The organism is Cryobacterium sp. N22 (genome assembly GCF_002929555.1).
Classification (GTDB): Bacteria; Actinomycetota; Actinomycetes; order Actinomycetales; family Microbacteriaceae; genus Cryobacterium.
Genome location: NZ_PJJP01000030.1, coordinates 1 through 16,678 on the forward strand (window position 1 = coordinate 1; position 16,678 = coordinate 16,678).

14 protein-coding genes are annotated in these 16,678 nt (G+C 66.8%); 7 read left to right on the forward strand and 7 right to left on the reverse strand.

The window, feature by feature from the left end; all coding sequences use genetic code 11:
• A partial coding sequence (locus CXY76_RS06155; RefSeq protein WP_146073386.1) for an HNH endonuclease signature motif containing protein occupies window positions 1-913 on the forward strand: 913 nt, incomplete at its 5' end.
• A 44-nt stretch (window positions 914-957) separates the two neighbouring features.
• Here the strand turns inward: CXY76_RS06155 and CXY76_RS06160 are convergent.
• Together CXY76_RS06160 and CXY76_RS06165 are read right to left on the reverse strand one after the other, a co-directional pair.
• Complete coding sequence (locus CXY76_RS06160) at window positions 958-1,257, reverse strand: metal-sensitive transcriptional regulator (RefSeq protein WP_199190211.1); 300 nt, start codon at window positions 1,255-1,257, stop codon at window positions 958-960.
• Window positions 1,254-1,565 (reverse strand): rhodanese-like domain-containing protein, encoded by a 312-nt coding sequence (locus tag CXY76_RS06165; protein WP_104163367.1) that lies wholly within the window; start codon window positions 1,563-1,565, stop codon window positions 1,254-1,256. Before CXY76_RS06165 ends, CXY76_RS06160 begins: the two co-directional genes overlap by 4 nt.
• A 105-nt stretch (window positions 1,566-1,670) precedes the next feature.
• On the opposite strand from CXY76_RS06165, the gene CXY76_RS06170 reads away from it, so the two are divergent.
• Together CXY76_RS06170 and CXY76_RS06175 are read left to right on the forward strand one after the other, a co-directional pair.
• Complete coding sequence (locus CXY76_RS06170; RefSeq protein WP_104163368.1) at window positions 1,671-2,984, forward strand: O-antigen ligase; 1,314 nt, start codon at window positions 1,671-1,673, stop codon at window positions 2,982-2,984.
• Window positions 2,981-4,282, forward strand: coding sequence for an O-antigen ligase (locus CXY76_RS06175; protein WP_104163369.1), 1,302 nt, complete (start codon window positions 2,981-2,983; stop codon window positions 4,280-4,282). The genes CXY76_RS06170 and CXY76_RS06175 overlap by 4 nt, the downstream gene beginning before the upstream one ends.
• A gap of 21 nt (window positions 4,283-4,303) precedes the next feature.
• Here the strand turns inward: CXY76_RS06175 and CXY76_RS06180 are convergent, their stop codons facing one another.
• The gene (locus CXY76_RS06180) at window positions 4,304-6,085 is read right to left on the reverse strand and encodes a hypothetical protein (RefSeq protein ID WP_104163370.1); all 1,782 of its coding nucleotides are present in this window, start codon (window positions 6,083-6,085) and stop codon (window positions 4,304-4,306) included.
• A gap of 277 nt (window positions 6,086-6,362) precedes the next feature.
• Between CXY76_RS06180 and CXY76_RS06185 the strand changes: the two genes are divergently transcribed.
• From CXY76_RS06185 to CXY76_RS06200, 4 genes are read left to right on the forward strand one after another with little or no spacing between them, the layout of a single operon-like run.
• Entirely contained in the window at window positions 6,363-7,232 is an 870-nt protein-coding gene (locus CXY76_RS06185) for an ABC transporter permease (RefSeq protein ID WP_199190212.1), read from the forward strand.
• The gene (locus tag CXY76_RS06190) at window positions 7,216-7,965 is read left to right on the forward strand and encodes an ABC transporter ATP-binding protein (protein WP_104163371.1); all 750 of its coding nucleotides are present in this window, start codon (window positions 7,216-7,218) and stop codon (window positions 7,963-7,965) included. The genes CXY76_RS06185 and CXY76_RS06190 overlap by 17 nt, the downstream gene beginning before the upstream one ends.
• A 4-nt stretch (window positions 7,966-7,969) precedes the next feature.
• A complete protein-coding gene (locus tag CXY76_RS06195) occupies window positions 7,970-9,253 on the forward strand; it encodes a hypothetical protein (protein ID WP_146073387.1) in 1,284 nt (427 codons plus the stop codon).
• Window positions 9,253-11,490 (forward strand): hypothetical protein, encoded by a 2,238-nt coding sequence (locus CXY76_RS06200; RefSeq protein WP_104163373.1) that lies wholly within the window; start codon window positions 9,253-9,255, stop codon window positions 11,488-11,490. Before CXY76_RS06195 ends, CXY76_RS06200 begins: the two co-directional genes overlap by 1 nt.
• Before the next feature lie 88 nt (window positions 11,491-11,578).
• Here the strand turns inward: CXY76_RS06200 and CXY76_RS06205 are convergent, their stop codons facing one another.
• The 4 genes from CXY76_RS06205 to glf all read right to left on the reverse strand — a co-directional run bounded on the left by CXY76_RS06205 (window position 11,579) and on the right by glf (window position 16,649).
• Complete coding sequence (locus CXY76_RS06205) at window positions 11,579-12,481, reverse strand: glycosyltransferase family 2 protein (RefSeq protein WP_104163374.1); 903 nt, start codon at window positions 12,479-12,481, stop codon at window positions 11,579-11,581.
• Window positions 12,469-14,151, reverse strand: a complete 1,683-nt coding sequence (locus tag CXY76_RS06210; RefSeq protein WP_104163375.1) for a glycosyltransferase — start codon at window positions 14,149-14,151, stop codon at window positions 12,469-12,471. Before CXY76_RS06210 ends, CXY76_RS06205 begins: the two co-directional genes overlap by 13 nt.
• Before the next feature lie 80 nt (window positions 14,152-14,231).
• Window positions 14,232-15,455, reverse strand: coding sequence for an acyltransferase (locus tag CXY76_RS06215; protein WP_104163376.1), 1,224 nt, complete (start codon window positions 15,453-15,455; stop codon window positions 14,232-14,234).
• Between the two features lie 27 nt (window positions 15,456-15,482).
• Complete coding sequence (gene glf / locus CXY76_RS06220) at window positions 15,483-16,649, reverse strand: UDP-galactopyranose mutase (RefSeq protein ID WP_104163377.1); 1,167 nt, start codon at window positions 16,647-16,649, stop codon at window positions 15,483-15,485.
• Window positions 16,650-16,678: the final 29 nt, after the last annotated feature.

Consider the following 16,678-nt stretch of genomic DNA (forward strand, 5'->3'; position numbering starts at 1 on the left):
CGCCTCGGCCGGGTTCACCTTCCCGGCGGACCGGATCCGGGAGATGGCCGCGACGTGGCAGGCGGTGCTGAATCCCGACGGCGCCGCCCCGAACGAGGCGGTTTTTGAGGCGAAGTCCACGTTCTCGTTCGGCAAGCTGGCCCAGGGGCTGCACCCGTTGCGCGGTGGGGTGACGCCGGAGCTCAAGGGCATCATGCAGACCCTGTTCGACTCCTTCCTGTCCGCGCGCAGCGCACCGGCGTTCCCGTCCGCGGAGGAGCAGCAGCGCATCGAGGCCGGCGAACTGGTGCCGGGCGAGATCCTCGACGAACGCGACGGCGGCCAGAAACGCGCCGACATCCTCCGCGGCATCCTCGTGCAGGTCGCCCAGGACCCCCGCACCCCGACCATGGGTGGCATGCCGCCCACGGTGATGGTGCATGTGAGCGCACACGACCTGCTCACCGGTGTCGGGGTCGGTTGGATCGACGGCGTCGAGGGGCCGATCTCGATGCGCACCATCAACCAGATGGTCGACAACGGTGGCTTCCGGCCGGTCTTCTTCGGCGGCACCGGCGCCGTCCTCGCCCTGGGCGACAAGGTTCGGTGTTTCACCCCGGCGCAACGCAAGGCGATCACCGCCCGCGACGGCGGCTGCATCATCCCGGGCTGCAGCTGCCCACCGCAGTGGACCGAGGTGCACCATGTGGTGCCGTGGCAGCACGGCGGACCGACCAACGTGACCAACGGGGTGCTGCTCTGCTGGCGCCACCACCACGGCATCGACGACGCCGGCGGCTGGAAACTCCGGATGGTCCTGGGCCTGCCCGAAGTCAAAGCCCCGCACTGGATCGACCCCACCGGCACCTGGCGGAAACCACCCCAACACCGGGCGCACGACCCGAAAACCCGAAGACCACCCCACACGCAATGAGCGGGGGCGGCGGGACCGCCTCCGCCGCGGGGGAACGGCTCGGGTCAGGCCAGGGCCAGGAAGAGCTTCTCCAGTTCGTCCACGGTGAGGGATTCGGCGTTGTCAGGGTCCGCGATGCAATCACGCATCGCCGACGAGACGATCGTGAAGCCCGCCCGGTCCAGGGCACTCGACACCGCGGCCAATTGGGTGACGACGTCCTTGCAGCTGCCGCCGGCCTCGACGGCGTTGATCACCGCGCTCAGCTGCCCCTGCGCGCGGCGCAGCCGGTTGAGCACCTTCTTCTGGTTCATGGCGCGCTGGTCTATGGTCACGACCGTGGCCACTGGGGCCGACCCGGTCATGACCGGATTCCGTCCAGAGCCGTGGGTAGACCGGCCCGCTGCCAGGCGTTCATGCCACCGGTGACGTTGACGGCCTCGACGCCGTTCTGTTCGAGGAATGCCGCGCCCTGCTGGCTTCGCCCTCCGGCGGCGCAGATGACGTAGACCGGGGTCTCACGCGGCACCTCGCCCAGCCGTTCACGCAGTTCACCCAGGGGAATGAGGATGGCACCGGCCGCGTGACCGGCCTCGAATTCGTAGGGTTCGCGCACATCGACCACAACGGGGTCGGCAAGGGCGGCGAGTTCGGTCACCGAGATGTCGGTCATGTGGAGGTCCCTTCGGGGCGGAGAGCGGAAGTCCTGCTGTATACCCCAGAGGGTATCAGAAGACCCGGGCAGGTTGAGAGGAGGTCGCCCCAGTACCCTAGACACATGCCCGCCGTTCAGAGCCGCCTCACAGTTCGCCTGTTCGCGACCCTGGTGTTCTTCACCGTGCTGGCCGGCCAGTTCTGGCGAAACCTGCTCGGCTGGTGGGGCTTCGGTGCCATCGCCGTTTTCATTCTGGTCGGCAGCATCGGCCTCCTCGTCTCCCTGAAGCCCGAGTGGACCTGGCGTGGCTTCCCGAAGTCACTGGCCGCGTTCATGCTCGTCGCCACGGTCTCCCTCGCCTGGTCGGCGTATCCGGGCGCGAGCGCAATCGGCATCACCCTGCAGTGGATGACGACGATCACCGCCCTGTTCCTGGCGCTGTGTCTCACCTGGGCCGAGCTCCTGCGCACACTCGCGGTTGCCCTGCGATGGATCCTCGGCCTGTCGATACTCTTCGAGGTCGTCGTCGCCGTGTTCATCGGCCACGCGGTGCTCCCGTTCTGGGTGGAATACACCGGCAAGATCCCGGCCGCGTTCTACTGGTCACGCGGACTGCTTCTGGACGGTGGCCCGATCGAGGGCATCGTGGCCAGCCGCAACCTGCTCGGATTCATCGCCCTGCTGGCGCTGATCGTGTTCGCTGTGCAGCTCGTCGCCGGCACCGTGGCCCGCGGCCGCGGCGTCGCCTGGGTGATCGTGGCCCTCGTCATGCTGTGGCTGACCCGTTCGGCCACGGTGTCGGTCGCCCTCCTCGCCGTCATCATCGCCCTGCTCTTCACACTGTGGGCCCGCCGGGTCCCGCCGCTGGGCCGGCGACCGCTCTACCTGACCGCCGCCGCAGTACTGGCCGCCGCGGTGGTCGGACTCGTCGCGTTCTCACCCGCGCTCCTGACCATGCTCGGCAAGAGCGAAGACCTGACCGGACGTTTCGACATCTGGGGCCGGGTCATCGACCTCGCCGGTGAACGCCCCCTCGCGGGCTGGGGCTGGGTGAGCTACTGGGTACCGTGGGTCGAACCCTTCGACGGCCTCGCCGTGCGCAAGGGCGTGCAATACCTGCAGGCCCACAACGCCTGGCTGGATGTCTGGCTGCAACTGGGCATCCTCGGCCTGATCATCTTCGCCGCGCTCACCCTCTCGACACTGTGGCGGTCCTGGTTCCTGGCCGTCGACAGACCCCGGCTGGGCATCGCCGACACTGAAACCTACGCCGTCTCCTCGCTCCTGCCCCTTCTGCTCACGGTGGCGCTGCTCGCGCAGAGCCTGGCCGAGAGCCGGATACTCGTCGAATCCGGCTGGGTGCTTCTCGTGATCCTGGCCGTGCGGTCCAAGCGCTCCGGCGCAGACGCGGAGCTGCTCCGCCTGGGCCGGCGATGACCGGCCCCGCACGGCCGCCCTACGTTCCCGACGCCATCACGGCGGTGCTCGCGTCGCCGCGATTCAGCGCTGCCCTCACCCACCTGATCATCGGGTTCGCCTTTTCCACACACCTGCTGCGCAGCCTGATGGGCTGGCCGGGTCTGATCGCCGCGCTGGTGTGCCTGTTCGTGCTCGCGACGGCATCCATGATCGCCCGGCGGGAGAGCATCGAATGGCACGGCCTGCTGCCCCTGTCGATCCTGGTCTTCCTGGTCTGGTGCGCACTGTCGGTTCTGTGGAGCGGGTACGCGCTGCACACCGTCAGCGGCGTCGCCTACCAGCTGGCCTTCGCGTTCCTGGCGATCTACGTCGCCCTGGTGCGCGACACCATTCAGATCGTCCGGGCCACCGGCGATGTGCTCAGGCTGCTTCTCGGGCTGTCCTTGGCACTCGAGGTGCTCTCCGGCCTGCTCCTGGACTTGCCGATCGTGTTCCTCGGCGTGCAGGGCAACATCACCATGCTCGGCCCCATCCAGGGCGTTTTCGGGTCGCGTAACGCCCTCGGCCTGGTGTCGCTGATCGCCGCGATCAGCTTCATCATCGAGTTGCGGTCCCGCTCCGTGCGACCGGGCCGCGCCGCCGCGTCGATCGCGTTGGCACTCCTGGGCCTCCTGCTCACTCATTCCCCGGTGTTCGTCGTTGTGGCCAGCGCCGTCGGCATAGCCGCGCTGGCCCTGTACTGGCTGCGCCGCACCCGCGCCGAGGACCGCTGGCTGCTGCAGCTGAGCCTGCTCGGCGCCACAGTGCTCGCCGCGCTGTTCGCCTTCGTCGGCCGCACCGGCATCATCAACCTGCTCAACGCCGGCAGCGAATTCGAGACCCGGTCATCGCTGTGGCGGGAGATGTGGCGGCTGGTGGAACTTCATCCGCTCGAGGGCTGGGGCTGGACCGGGATCTGGCCGCAGAACGTCAGCCCGTACGGCTGGCTTGACTTCGTCACCGGCAGCCGGCACTCCTCGGCCCTCAACGCATTCCTCGACGTGTACTTCCAGGTCGGCCTGGTCGGGTTCCTCTCGTTCGTGATGCTGGTCACCCTGGCCTTCATCAGGTCGTGGCTGCTCGCCTCGAACAAGAAGCCCGTGGTGTACGTCTGGTCGCCGCTGGTCCTGGTGGTGCTTCTGGTCACCTCGGCGGCCGAGAGCACGGTGCTGGTCGAGTTCGGCTGGCTCCTGCTGTTGATCTGTTCCGTCAAAGCCGCGCAGGGCCAGAGCTGGCGCAGGCTGTTGTCGCCCAGCCCGCGCAACGAACCGGGCTAGCCTGCCCGACTCCCCAGCCGTTCAACCGATGGTGGAGATGGTCAGAGTCGCGGTCGTGCCGTCGGATGCGACATAGGTCGCGCTCGACTGCGGCACCAGGATGTCGGCGTACCGTGCCGTCCAATCGTTCGAGCAGCGCCCGTCGGTCAGCACCAGGGTCGCGTTGGCCTGCTGGGCCGCCACCGGGTCGAGGGCTCCTCCCGCGGCGACGATGGCGTTGACCGCGCCGAAGTCCTCCGGCCACGCCATCCCGTAGTGGAAGTAGGCGATGGGGACCCCCGCGGTCACCTTCACCACCCGCGGATCCAGGCACGGGCCCACAATGAGCAGGGTTCCCGGGTTCTCGGCGGCCGATTCCCTCGCGAGGCCGGCCGCGACCCGGTACCGGTCGGAGTCCGTGACCATGAGCGCCCTGGCCTGGAAGGAGCCGGCGAAGCGGACGAAGTCCCCCATCGACAGGATCGCCAGCACGGCCACGACCGCGAACCCGGCCAGGCCCACCCACCGCCCCACCGGTGAGGTGTGAAGGTCCCTGGCCACCAGGACCAGCACCGGGAGAATCGTCGCGGCGATCAGGAAGAACATGTCGATCCACAGCCGGTACGGTTCCGCGTTGGCGCCCCACAGGTCATTCGACGCCAGCAACAGCCAGGCTGCCGCGCCGCCGAGCGCGTATGCAGCCCATTCCGGTTTCCGCCGGATCAGTCCCGCGACAGCGATCCCGACCAGCGGCACGATCAGAACGGTGGCACCCAGCAGGCCGGCCTCGGCGGGCACCCCGAGCTGGGAATTCGACGCCACCCGGTACAACAGGAACGGGTCGCCGGCGGCCAGCCCGCCAACCGTCGCGAGGATCTGCGGCGATGCCCCGAGCCCGGCGGCAGCGAAAAAGAGCACGACGACCCCTCTCGTGCGGACGATGAGTACCCCCAGTCCGGGCGCCATCGGCAGCAGCCCGAACACGAGGGTGGGCAGCTGGCCGAACTCGGCGGCGACCTGCGGGCCCCACACGAAGAGCACCGGGATCAGCCCGAGGCTGACGATGCCGAGGATCAGCCAGCGCCCGGTGACGATGGCCAGCACGGCGAGGACCCCGGCAACGAGGTAGACCGTGGCGATGAAGGAGTAGGTCTGCACGTTTGCGAGCAGACCGATCACCAGGCTGAGACCGATGGTGCCGAACAGGCGGATGCGTTGCCCGTGCGGCCGCCACCAGAGCCAGCCGAGGCACAGCAGCACGCTCCCGGCGATCGACAGGGAGACGGCCTCACCGTTGAGGGGGTGCAGCACCGCGAACGGTCCCCAGAGCACCGCATGGGACGCCAGCTCGGTGTACCACCCGTCGCCGAGGAAGACGGCGAAGGTGCCCAGCAGGAACGGAATCGGGGCCAGAAGGCCCATCCACCAACGGTTTCCAGCCATTATGAGCACCGTGGCGAGCACGGCGACCAGCACCAACTGGGCCACCATGCCGGTGATGTTCCACGCGGTGATCGGCGTCAGTCCGAGAGCCCGCGCCACCAGCCCCGCGAACTCGTAGTACGCCCGTGGGTAGGTGTTCGACCCGGTCTCGGTGTCCGGCTCGACGTCCTGGAACTGGCCCTCAGAGAAGTTCGTGACGATTGCCAGGTAGCCCAATTGGTCGTGCTCGAAGAAGGCCCGAAACCGGTTGATCGACCAACCTGGATTGGCCAGGTACATACCGGCCTGCGTGGCCGCGAAGACGGCGATCGCCGCCAGAACACTCGCGCCGCGCGCAAGCCACCCGCGTACGGATGTCGCCGCCAACCGCTCAGTGTCCACTGGTTCGCCCTTCCGGTGCCACGCGTGATGCTGTGACGGTGAACTTAGTGGGCGATCGAGATCCTCGCTCCCCCCTATAACGGGATTTCAGGAGCGGGGACTGAGAAGTCTAAGCTGGCACTTCACGAATCCGCGGATACGCGCTAGGGCCCACCAGTCCCGCCGCCCGCACCATCCGCTGAACAAGTGCAGCTACAATCTTGCGAGCTCTCCGGCCGCCTCGAGCGGGAGAGAGCACGCATTCCCTGACGCAGTCAAGTGATCGGAACCAGTTCGAGTGAGTCAAAAATTTCCTGCTGACCTGAGCGAGTTCACCGTCCCCGGCCACAGCCGCGGAATCATCGACGCCCTGTCGTACCGATACCTCCTGCGGCTGCTGATCCGGAAGGGAACCCTCACCCGCTATCACGGCTCGGTTCTCGGGTGGGTGTGGTCGTACGTCAAGCCCGCCGCCCAGTTCCTGGTGTTCTACCTGGTCTTCGGCTTCTTCCTCGGCCTGAACAAGGGGATCGACAACTTCCCGATCTATCTCTTCTCCGGCATGATCGCGATCAACCTGTTCGGCGAGGCCTTCGGCAACGCGACCAGGTCCATCGTCGACAACACCGCCCTGGTGCAGAAGATCTACCTGCCCCGGGAATTGTTCCCGATCTCGGCCGTGATCGTCGCCTTCGTGCATTTCCTTCCGCAGGTCCTGATCCTGGTCGTCGTCTGCCTGATCGCGGGCTGGGTGCCGACCCTGGTCGGCATCGCGAGCATCATCCTCGGCATGCTCATCGTCGTCACTCTGGCCATCGGCCTGGGACTGTTCTTCGGGGCCATCAACGTGGCGTTCCGCGACGCGCAGAACCTCGTCGAACTGATCCTGCTCTTCGCGACCTGGACCTCTCCGGTGCTGTACGCCTGGACGATGGTCGCGGACAAGGTCGAGCCCTGGGTCTTCAACATCTACCTGGCCAACCCCCTCACCTCCGCCGTCGAGTTGTTCCACGCCGGCTTCTGGTTCAGCACCACAACGGGCTCCCTGCCCCAGCCTCCGCACCTGGCCGCGTTCAGCCTGATCGGTCTGCTGATTTCGCTCATCATCCTTGCTATCGGGCAACTCGTCTTCAAGCGTCTGGAGGGGCACTTTGCCCAGAACCTCTGATCCGGCCCTGCCGCGCATCATCATCGACAGCGTCGACAAGACCTTCATCCTGCGGCACACGCACTCGTTCAAGGAATCGTTCATCGCCAAGCTTCAGAAGAAGAAGACGACAACGAGTTTTTCCGCGCTTTCCGACATCGGTTTCACCGTCCACGAGGGCGAATCCGTGGCCCTGCTGGGGTACAACGGGTCAGGGAAGTCCACCCTGCTCAAGCTCATCTCCGGGGTGATGCGGCCGGACTCCGGCCGGATCCTCACCCGCGGGCGGGTTGCCGGACTGATCGAGGTCGGCGCCGGGTTCCACCCCGATCTCTCCGGCCGGGAGAACGTGTACCTGAACGCCGCGATCCTCGGCATGAACAAGGACGAGATCGACCGCCGCTTCAACGACATCGTCGAGTTCTCCGAGATCGGTGAATTCATCGACACCGAGGTCAAGCACTATTCATCCGGCATGTTCGTCAGACTGGCGTTCTCCGTCGCGATTCACACCGAACTGGACATCCTGCTGGTCGACGAGGTGCTGGCCGTCGGTGACGCCCCGTTCCGCGAGAAGTGCAAGCAGAAGATCCAGGAGCTCACCGACCATGGCAAGACCATGCTCGTGGTGAGCCACGATGTCGACATGGTCACCCAGGTCTGCAAACGCGGGATCGTGCTCCGCGACGGCAAGGTCTGCTTCGACGGCGCGGTCAACGACGCTGTCGCCTCGATGCAAGGGAATGGTGCGTAACGCTGTGACGGACCGCAGCGCCGACGAGGAAGTAGACCAGAAGTCGTCAGGCTTCATCCTCATCGTCGCGGCCACCGGGATCGTGGGCATTGCGGGGTACGTCATCACCTGGCTGGTGCCCGCCGTGATCGGCGTCGCCCCGTACGCCGTGTTCGCCGTGTTCTGGTCGTTCATCTTCCTCGTCGCCGCGGCCCTCTCGGGCATCCAGCAGGAGGTCACCAGGGCGACACATCCGCGCGACACCGACAACACCGGCTACCGCAACCGGGCGGGCCTCTTCGCCGGGGCCGCGTTCCTGGTGGTTCTGGCGCTCGTGCTGGGCACCGCCCCGCTGTGGCAGGCTCAGGTCTTCCCCGTCGACGGCTGGTCGCTGGTCGTGCCGTTGGCGGTCGGCGCGGCCTCCTATGTGCCGCTCGCGGTGCTGGCGGGGTCGCTCTACGGCATCGGCCACTGGAAGGCCCTCTTCGGCCTGATCGTCGTTGAAGGCCTGTTGCGGCTTGTGTTGATCGGGATCGCTCTCGCCTTCCTGCCCGGCTCGGTTCCGCTCGCGTGGGCCGTAGCCATCCCGTTCCCCGTCACCGTCCTGGTCATCTGGCCCTTCGCCAGGGCCCGGGTCGTCGGCAAGACCCAGCTGGACGTCGCGCTGCCCGCTCTCACCTGGAACGTGGTGCGCACCATCGTCGCGGCCGCGTCGATGGGCCTGATGGTCAGCGGATTCCCGCTCGTGCTCAGCCTCACCTCCCCCGCGGTGCCCGCCGCCGAACTCGGTCTCGTCATTCTCGCTGCCACCCTCACCAGGGCCCCGCTGATCGTCGTGGGCATGGCCCTGCAGAGCTTCCTCATCGTTTTCTTCCGCGGCCGGCTGGATCGGTTCTGGCGATCGCTGCTCCAGCTTGAGGCCCTGGTGCTGGGTCTGGGCGCCGTCCTGGCCGTTGCCGGCTTCCTGGCCGGTCCCGCCGTCTTCGCGTTCCTGTTCCCCGGCCAGGGCGTGCCTGAGGGCTGGGTCATCGCAACCTTCGTGGCCTCGTCCGCCCTCGTCGGCGCGCTGTGCGTGAGCGCCCCCGCGGTGCTCTCCCGCAACGCGCACAGCGCATTCACCGCCGGTTGGGTGGTTGCTGCCGTCACCACCGTGCTCTGCCTGCTGCTGCCCGTCGACTTCCTGGAACGCACCATGCTGGCGCTGCTCGTCGGCCCCGCCGCCGGTGTTCTCCTGCACGGCGTGTACCTTGCCGTGGCACGGAACGGCGAAAGCTCACCTGTCTCCCCCGACGCACTGGTCACCGACTGATGTCCGGCCCGCCCCTGCCGACCACCCCCACGAAGGACACCGCCGCCATGAACCGCACCGGCCCGCACAGGCTCGCCGATCTCAAGTGGCTGGCGCTGACCGCACTGACCGTCGGTCTGCTCGCGCTGGTTCCCCTCATCTGGAACCGACGGTTCTATTTCCAGGACGACTCCGAGAACGGCGCATTCGGCGTCTGGTACCACATCGGTCAGAGCCTCCTGGCCGGAAAACTCCCGATCCTCAACCCGTCGGTGTGGTCCAGCGGCAACTACCTGGCCGAGGGCCAGTGGGGCACCTGGAACCCGCTGATCATGCTCATCGGCATCGCCGCGTACCTCTGCACCAACGCGGTCGTCTTCATGACGATCCTGAAGGTCCTGCTGCTGGTCGTCGCCGGTTGCGGCGTGTACCTCCTGGCCCGGTCGTACCGGGTCGCTCCCCCGCTGGCTTACGTGGCCGGTTTCGCCGTCACCCTCAACGGATTCACCATCTACTTCGATGCCCCGTCCTGGGTGACCGGCCTGCTGGTCTGGGCGCTGATTCCCTACTTCTGGGTGGCCCTGCGGCGGCTCACCCAGCGTTCAGCGAACCCGCTGCCCGCGTTCCTGGTCGGTTATCTCATCGTCACCGTCGGATATGTGCAGGGTGTCTTCGCCATCGGTTTCGTGCTGCTCGCCGTCGGCGTCGACAGCCTCATCCGCCGGCATTGGGCCAAGGCCATGCGCGTCGTCGGTGTCGGCGTGGCGCTGGTGCTTGTCGCCGTCACGGTCTTCCTGCCCGGCGCGCTGACGGGGTCGGTCACCAACCGGGCCGTGAACATCGTCGGCAATGACGGCATGATGAGCGTGGACCTGGGCGGCATCTTCAGCTCCACCATCGCCACGGGCTACCCGCAGGTGAGTTCCTGGTGGTGGTCCGGGCCCACCGCGACCAGCCCGGTGGTCTACATCGCCTGGTTCCTGCCGGTGCTGTTCTTCGTCGATTGGCGGAAGGCCCTGCAGAACCGCGCACAGGTGCGGGACCTGGCCATCATGATGAGCCTGTCCCTGATCTACGTGCTCCTGCCGACCGTGATCGGGCCGCTGCGGTATCCGGTTCGATTCATGCCCTACTTCGCTCTCACCCTGATTGTGCTCACCGTCGTCGCCCTGAGCCGGGCAGCCGTGCCCCGGCCGGGCCGCAACCGGATCTTCGGCGCCGCCGCCGTGATCATCGCCGCCGTCTATCTGTCCTGGGCGCAGCTGCCGCCGCACTATCTGGCCCTGATCTTCAGCGGCCTGGTCGCAATCCTCGGTCTCGGCGCCATCTGGTGGTTGATGCGCCGGCGCCCCGAACACACCTCGGTCTGGCCGACCGTGGCAGCCGTCATCGCCGCCGTCAGCCTGGTGCTGACGGCCGCCCAGCACTACGACACCCGCTCCAGCCCGCTGTCGATGAACAACGTGCCCGCCGACACGAGCATTGCCAAGGGTGTGCTCGACGGTATCGAGGGCGATGTGATCGTGGTGGGCGACCCCCTCATCTACGGGGCCGACCCCGCGGCCTGGCGGGAGACCCTGATGGCCAATACGTGGTACCTCAGCCCGGCCCAGGTGCAGAACCGCTACCAGCTCATCGGGTTCGCCTCGTACAACTCGGCGCTGTGCCTGCAGTACCTGGGCGGCACCTGCCCCGAACTGCTCACCACGCTCTTCGAGCCGCGCGAGGCAACCGGGATGCTGCTGGTTGACCAGCTCTCGATCGACAACATCCAGATTCTCAAGGCCGCGTTCGACGACGAGGACGACGAATGGCGCACCCCGCCCACCGGGTGGAGCATTGAACGCGACACCGGACTGACCGTGGTGTGGAGCCGGGACGAACCCGTCGGCCCCGCCGGCGACGTGGTGTGGACCAGCGACGGCACCAGCGTCGAGACCCTGTCCCAAACCGACACCACCGTCACGATGAAGGTGCTCTCAGCGCCCGCTGACGGGGGCACCGTGGCCCTGAGCCGCTTGGCCTGGCCCGGATACTCGGCCGAGAACGCCACGCTCACCACGGCCCCTGTAGACGGCTTCCTGCTCGGGGTGGACATCCCGCAGTCGTCGGTCGGTGAGGTCGTCACCGTCACCTTCCAGCCGCCGGGCTGGGCCATCGAGGTGGCCGCGTGGCTGACCGCTCTGGCGGGCATCCTGGTCTGGACGCTGCTCGTGGTGGTCGGCCGCCTGCGGCGCCGTTCCACTCCCGCCGCCTAAACCCCCACGCGGGCACACGAAAGCCCCGGCTGGTCACCCAGCCGGGGCTTTTGTAGTGCAGTGGGTGCGTCCGACGAACGCGTCAGACCTACTGCGGGGTCGTCCCCGGGAACGCGACCGCCGGGTTGAACCGGATTCCGGCCAGCAGGCGCCCGTACATCCGGCGCTGCAGCTTGCCGGCAACCCGGCCCCGCCGCATCATCAGGGCCACCCGTGCGCACAGGTACAGGTAGGCGAAGAAACTCTGGTGGTGCAGCCTGAAGGAGGCCTCGTTGCGGATGCCGTAGGCGAATTTCCACGCGTTGGCGTCGTTGATCAAGCCGAAGTTGACGCCCTTGTTGTCGCCCATGTCGTGCACGACGACGCTGTCCAGGACCTGCACGCCGGGGCAGGTGCGGGTGATGCGCAGCGTGTACTCGTGGTCGTCGAACCAGATGAAGTACTCGGAGTACGGCAGGCCGTGCTTCTCGATCACCCAGCGGGGAATGAGCACGGACACAAAGGAACAGCTCTTGACCGTCACCGAGCGCTGGCCCTTGGACACGAGCCTGGCCCAGTCCCAGGTGGGCACCGGGTTGTTCATCTCGCAGATGGCGCCGTCGATGTAGTTGACCAGCGAGCAGGAGAACGGAACGTCGGGGCCGAGCTCGGCGACGGCGTCGGCGAAGCCGTCGCGCAGCTTCTCGAGGGCGTCGGGCTGCGGGTAGCAGTCGTCGTCCATGATCCAGACGAAGTCGGCGCCGAGCTGATAGCCGCGTTCCATGCCCGCCGAGAATCCGCCGGCCCCGCCGGTGTTCGTGGGCAGGGACATCACCTCGAGCGGGATGCTGCTCGTCAGCTGGCCGAGGTACTCCGCGGTGCCGTCGGTCGACGCGTTGTCCACGATGATGAGACGGGTGGGCGCGAAGGTCTGGGCTTCGATGGAGGCGATCACCGTCTTGAGCTTTGCGAGCCTGTTGAAGGTGACGACGACGGCGCTTACTTGATCCATAACTCGAACAGCTTTCCGGCCCAATCGTGGGCGCTTTCATACTCGGTGAATTCCTGGGCCAGTGCGACCTCTCGACGCCACACGTCTGCCCGGTACTCCTCTGACCCGGCCATCCGCGTGACGATCTCGCTCGCCTCGGTCAGGAACAGTCCGGGGTCGCGGGACACGAGGGCGTCGGGCACGATGACGGTGCGCTGGGAGCCGACGTCGGTGGAGATCACGGGAACACCCGCGGCCAACGCCTCCAGCGTGGTGAGGGTGAGTCCTTCGTTCTGCGAGCTCAGGACGAGGCAGTCGATCCGCGCGAGCGTGTTGCTCACCGGGGATCCCTCGTCCACCCATTCGACGAGGCCGGACAGCTTGTGGCTGTCGATGTCCCGACGGACGAACTGCTCGAGTTCGCCGCCACCCTGGATCACCACCCGGATGGTCAGCCCCTCGACATCCTGGAGCTCCCTGACCAGCTTGGTGAACAGGTATGGGCGTTTCTGCGCGGCGAAGCGGCCGATGAAGCCCAGGGTGAGTACCGACTCGTCGACGCGCGCCCGCGCCTGATCGGCGACCGACCCCGTTGTCGTGAGTCCGATCAGGGGCGCCAGCGCAACCTTCGCCGGGTCGACGCCCTGCACCTGAACGAACCAGTCCTGCAGCTGCGGCGAGATCACGTGGTGCACGTCGATGAACTCGTCCAGGGCTGCGCCGATCGCCGGGTAGCCGCCGCCGTTGTATTCGAGGATGTGATGGGTGGTGGCCACGTGCAACCCGGGGATTCGGCTGCGCAGCCACGGCAACCGGTCGTAGAGCCACCGGCAGTGGTGCACGAAGGCCCCGCGGATGTCGAAGTTCGTGGCGAGGGCTTCGAGCACCGGCTCGGAGTGCTCAGGCTGGTTGACCGGGTGGGTCAGCGCGAGAACGATGGCGCCGTCCAGCTCCGCCCTGGTGATCCACGGGTGCGGCGAGGGCACATCGGTGATGACGATGGGCCGCAGCCCACTCTTGCGGGCCAGCGCGATGGATTCCATCGCCCAGCGTTCCGCACCGCCCAGCTCGAGCCAGTGCAGGCCGATGATGACCGCGGGTTCCCGGTCGGCCCCGGCACCGCCGGTCGGCACACCGGTCACGTCGACGACTCGTCGTTCGAGGACCAGGGAGTTCAACGAGGATTCCCGTCCCCTCAGCAGCCACTGGCGCAACCTGTCGTATTCGAACGGGAACCGCCGTTCGATGGCTCCGCGCAGCCGCCAGTACAGGCTGCCGCGGTCGGTCAGCGCCGCGGAGCCGGGTTCGCGTTCGGCGTCGAGCACGATGTTGCGCACACCCGTCTCAGGGTCGGTCAGCCAGCTTTTGCGGGAGTGGGTGTAGTGCGGGTGCGGCGAACCGGCAACGGTGCTCACAATGGTGAACTCGGCCACCCTGCTCGCTTCGGCGGTGACCTTCTCGTGCCGGGTGCCGGCATCCGTCAGGTGCGCCCCGAGGCCCGGGCGGTTGATGTGCACCACGATGCGCAGGCGCGCGCCCGGATTGTCGAGGGCGTGGAAGTTGGCGGCGGACACGAGCAGCGCCAGCTGCCGCTCGGTCAGCGCGGACCCGAGCTTCTCCGCGGCCTGGGCCGACAGGTCTGCGGTAAACAGTGCGGGACGGCCGAAGGCCGTCGAGAGGAGGTCAGACATGGTGAAGAGGGTACTTTCACTTCGCTTGGCTGGCAGGAGTGGATGCCGGGCGGCACCGTCGCTTCCCGCAGCCGACCGGATCAAGCACGTGGTGCCTCGATGCCGGCCTGTTTGATGGGCACGTCGTCAACGGCGCGTTCGGGGATGTTCTGGAGGGACATGCGTCGCATGGCGCGGCGGGCCGGTTCCTCGACCCACTTCCACAGGGCGAAGCCGAAAATCGTGGCAAGCGCGGGGACCAGGAAAATGAGGATCTTGCTAGCAAGTGTACCTTGCGCCAGGAATGGGAGCCGCTCCTGGGCGGTCCAGACGATTTCGATCAGCGGCATGTGCACAAGATAGACGCTGTATGACGCCATCCCGCCGATCACGAGCCAGCGGTGGCCGAGGAGACTCATCAGGCCCTTGCGGCCCACCACGATCGCTCCGACGAAGACCAGCAACGCGGGAACCACGAGCACTCCCCACCGCTCGTTGACCCTGCCGTTGAACAGGTAGGCCACGATCAGCACCACCACGATCAGGGCGGGCGCCAGCCAGTTGGCGATGCGCTGAGCCCCGGGCCGGTTCTGCACCCTTTCGAGAGCGTAGAAGAGCAGCGCGCCGGCCATGAACTCGCAGAGGATCCGGATCAGCCACATCCAGGGGGCGTACAGCGATCCGAGCGCGAGGGCGAACAGCACAACCGGCATCACCGTGACGACAGCGAGGATGCCGAGGCCGCGGGTCCCCAGCACCCGCGACAGGCGGAACAACAGCAGGGCGAGGATGGGGAAGAGCAGGTAGGCCAGGGCTTCGACCGACACCGACCAGGCGGCGCCGTTCCAGGTCAGCCGGTTGAAGTCGGCTTCGGTCCACTGCACGACCAGGGTCGATTGGCGCAGGAAGCTCCACACGCTGAAGTCACGCGGCGCGACGGGGTCGGTGGCGCCGAAGATCAGGAAGCTGCCGTGCCAGACCGACACGAAGGCCAGCATCACGAAGTACGCCGGCCAGATGCGCGACAGTCGCGCCCACCAGAACTTGACGCTCGCCTTGCGATCGAGCGAGCCGCCCATCTTGCGCCCGTAGTTCAGCGTGATGACGTAACCGCTGAGGATGAAGAACAGGTCGACGCCGTAGTCTCCGTGGGTGATGATCGGAGCGAAGACGGCGTAGACCGCCGGGAACTCGGCGGCGATGCTGAACCGGATGTGGAAAAGCACCACCCAGAGCGCGGCAAGGATCCGCACACCGGTCAGGGCATGGATCTGCCTGATGGGGGCGGCGCCGACCGGAGTATCGGCGAGAGAGGTTCCGGACACGTCAGCCTTCCGTGTGACCCGGCCGGGTCAGGCCGGGGCGTCCGTCGCGAAAAGCGGACGGAGCTTGTTTTCGAAGGTGGACAGTGCGGCACCGATCGCCATGTGCATGTCGAGGTACTGGTAGGTCCCCAACCGGCCGCCGAAGATCACGTTGGGCTGCTCGGCGATCCGCTCCCGGTAGCGCAGCAGGCGCTCCCGGTCTGCGGCGGTGTTGACCGGGTAGTACGGCTCGTCGGCTTCCTCGGCGAAGCGCGAGAACTCGCGCATGATCACGGTCTTGTCTTTGGGGTAGTCCCGCTCGGGGTGGAAATGCTTGAACTCGTGGATGCGGGTGTACTCGACGTCGGTGTCCGCGTAGTTCATCACGGGGGTGCCCTGGTAGTCGCCCGTCTGGATGACTTCTTCCTCGAAGTCCAGGGTGCGCCACGACAGCGGCCCCTCCGAGTAGTCGAAGTACCTGTCCACGGGACCTGTGTAGACCACGGGCACGGTGCCGACGGTGTCCCGGATGTTGATTTCCTGGTCGAGGTCGAAGAAGTCCGTCGACAGCCGCACCTCGATGTTGGGGTGATCGGCCATGCGTTCGATCCAGGCCGTGTACCCGTCGACGGGCAGTCCCTCATAGGTGTCGCTGAAGTACCGGTTGTCGTAGTTGTACCGCACGGGCAGCCGGCTGATGACCTCCGCGGGCAGTTCGCGCGGGTCGGTCTGCCACTGCTTGGCGGTGTAGTCCCGGATGAACGCCTCATAGAGGGGACGGCCGATCAGTGCGACGGCCTTGTCCTCGAGGTTGGCCACCGTGGCGAGTTCGCCCTCTGCGGCCTGCTCGCTGATCAGCGCGCGGGCCTCGGTGGGCGAGTAGGCGCTGTGGAAGAACTGGTTGATCGTGCCGAGGTTGATCGGCAGCGGGAACACCTCACCCTTGTGGGTGGTGTACACCCGGTGCCGGTAGTCCGTGAAGGAGGTGAAGGTGTTGACGTAGTCCCAGACCACCTTGTTCGAGGTGTGGAAGAGGTGGGCACCGTACCGGTGAACCTCGATTCCGGTTTCGGGTTCGACCGAACTGTATGCGTTGCCACCGATGTGGTCGCGCTTGTCGATGACGACAACCCGCAATCCCAGTTCGTTGGCGCAGCGCTCTGCCACGGTGAGGCCGAAGAATCCGGCTCCGACAACCACAAGGTCAACGTTCATAACACCCATCCTCACTTATGGCCAACCAC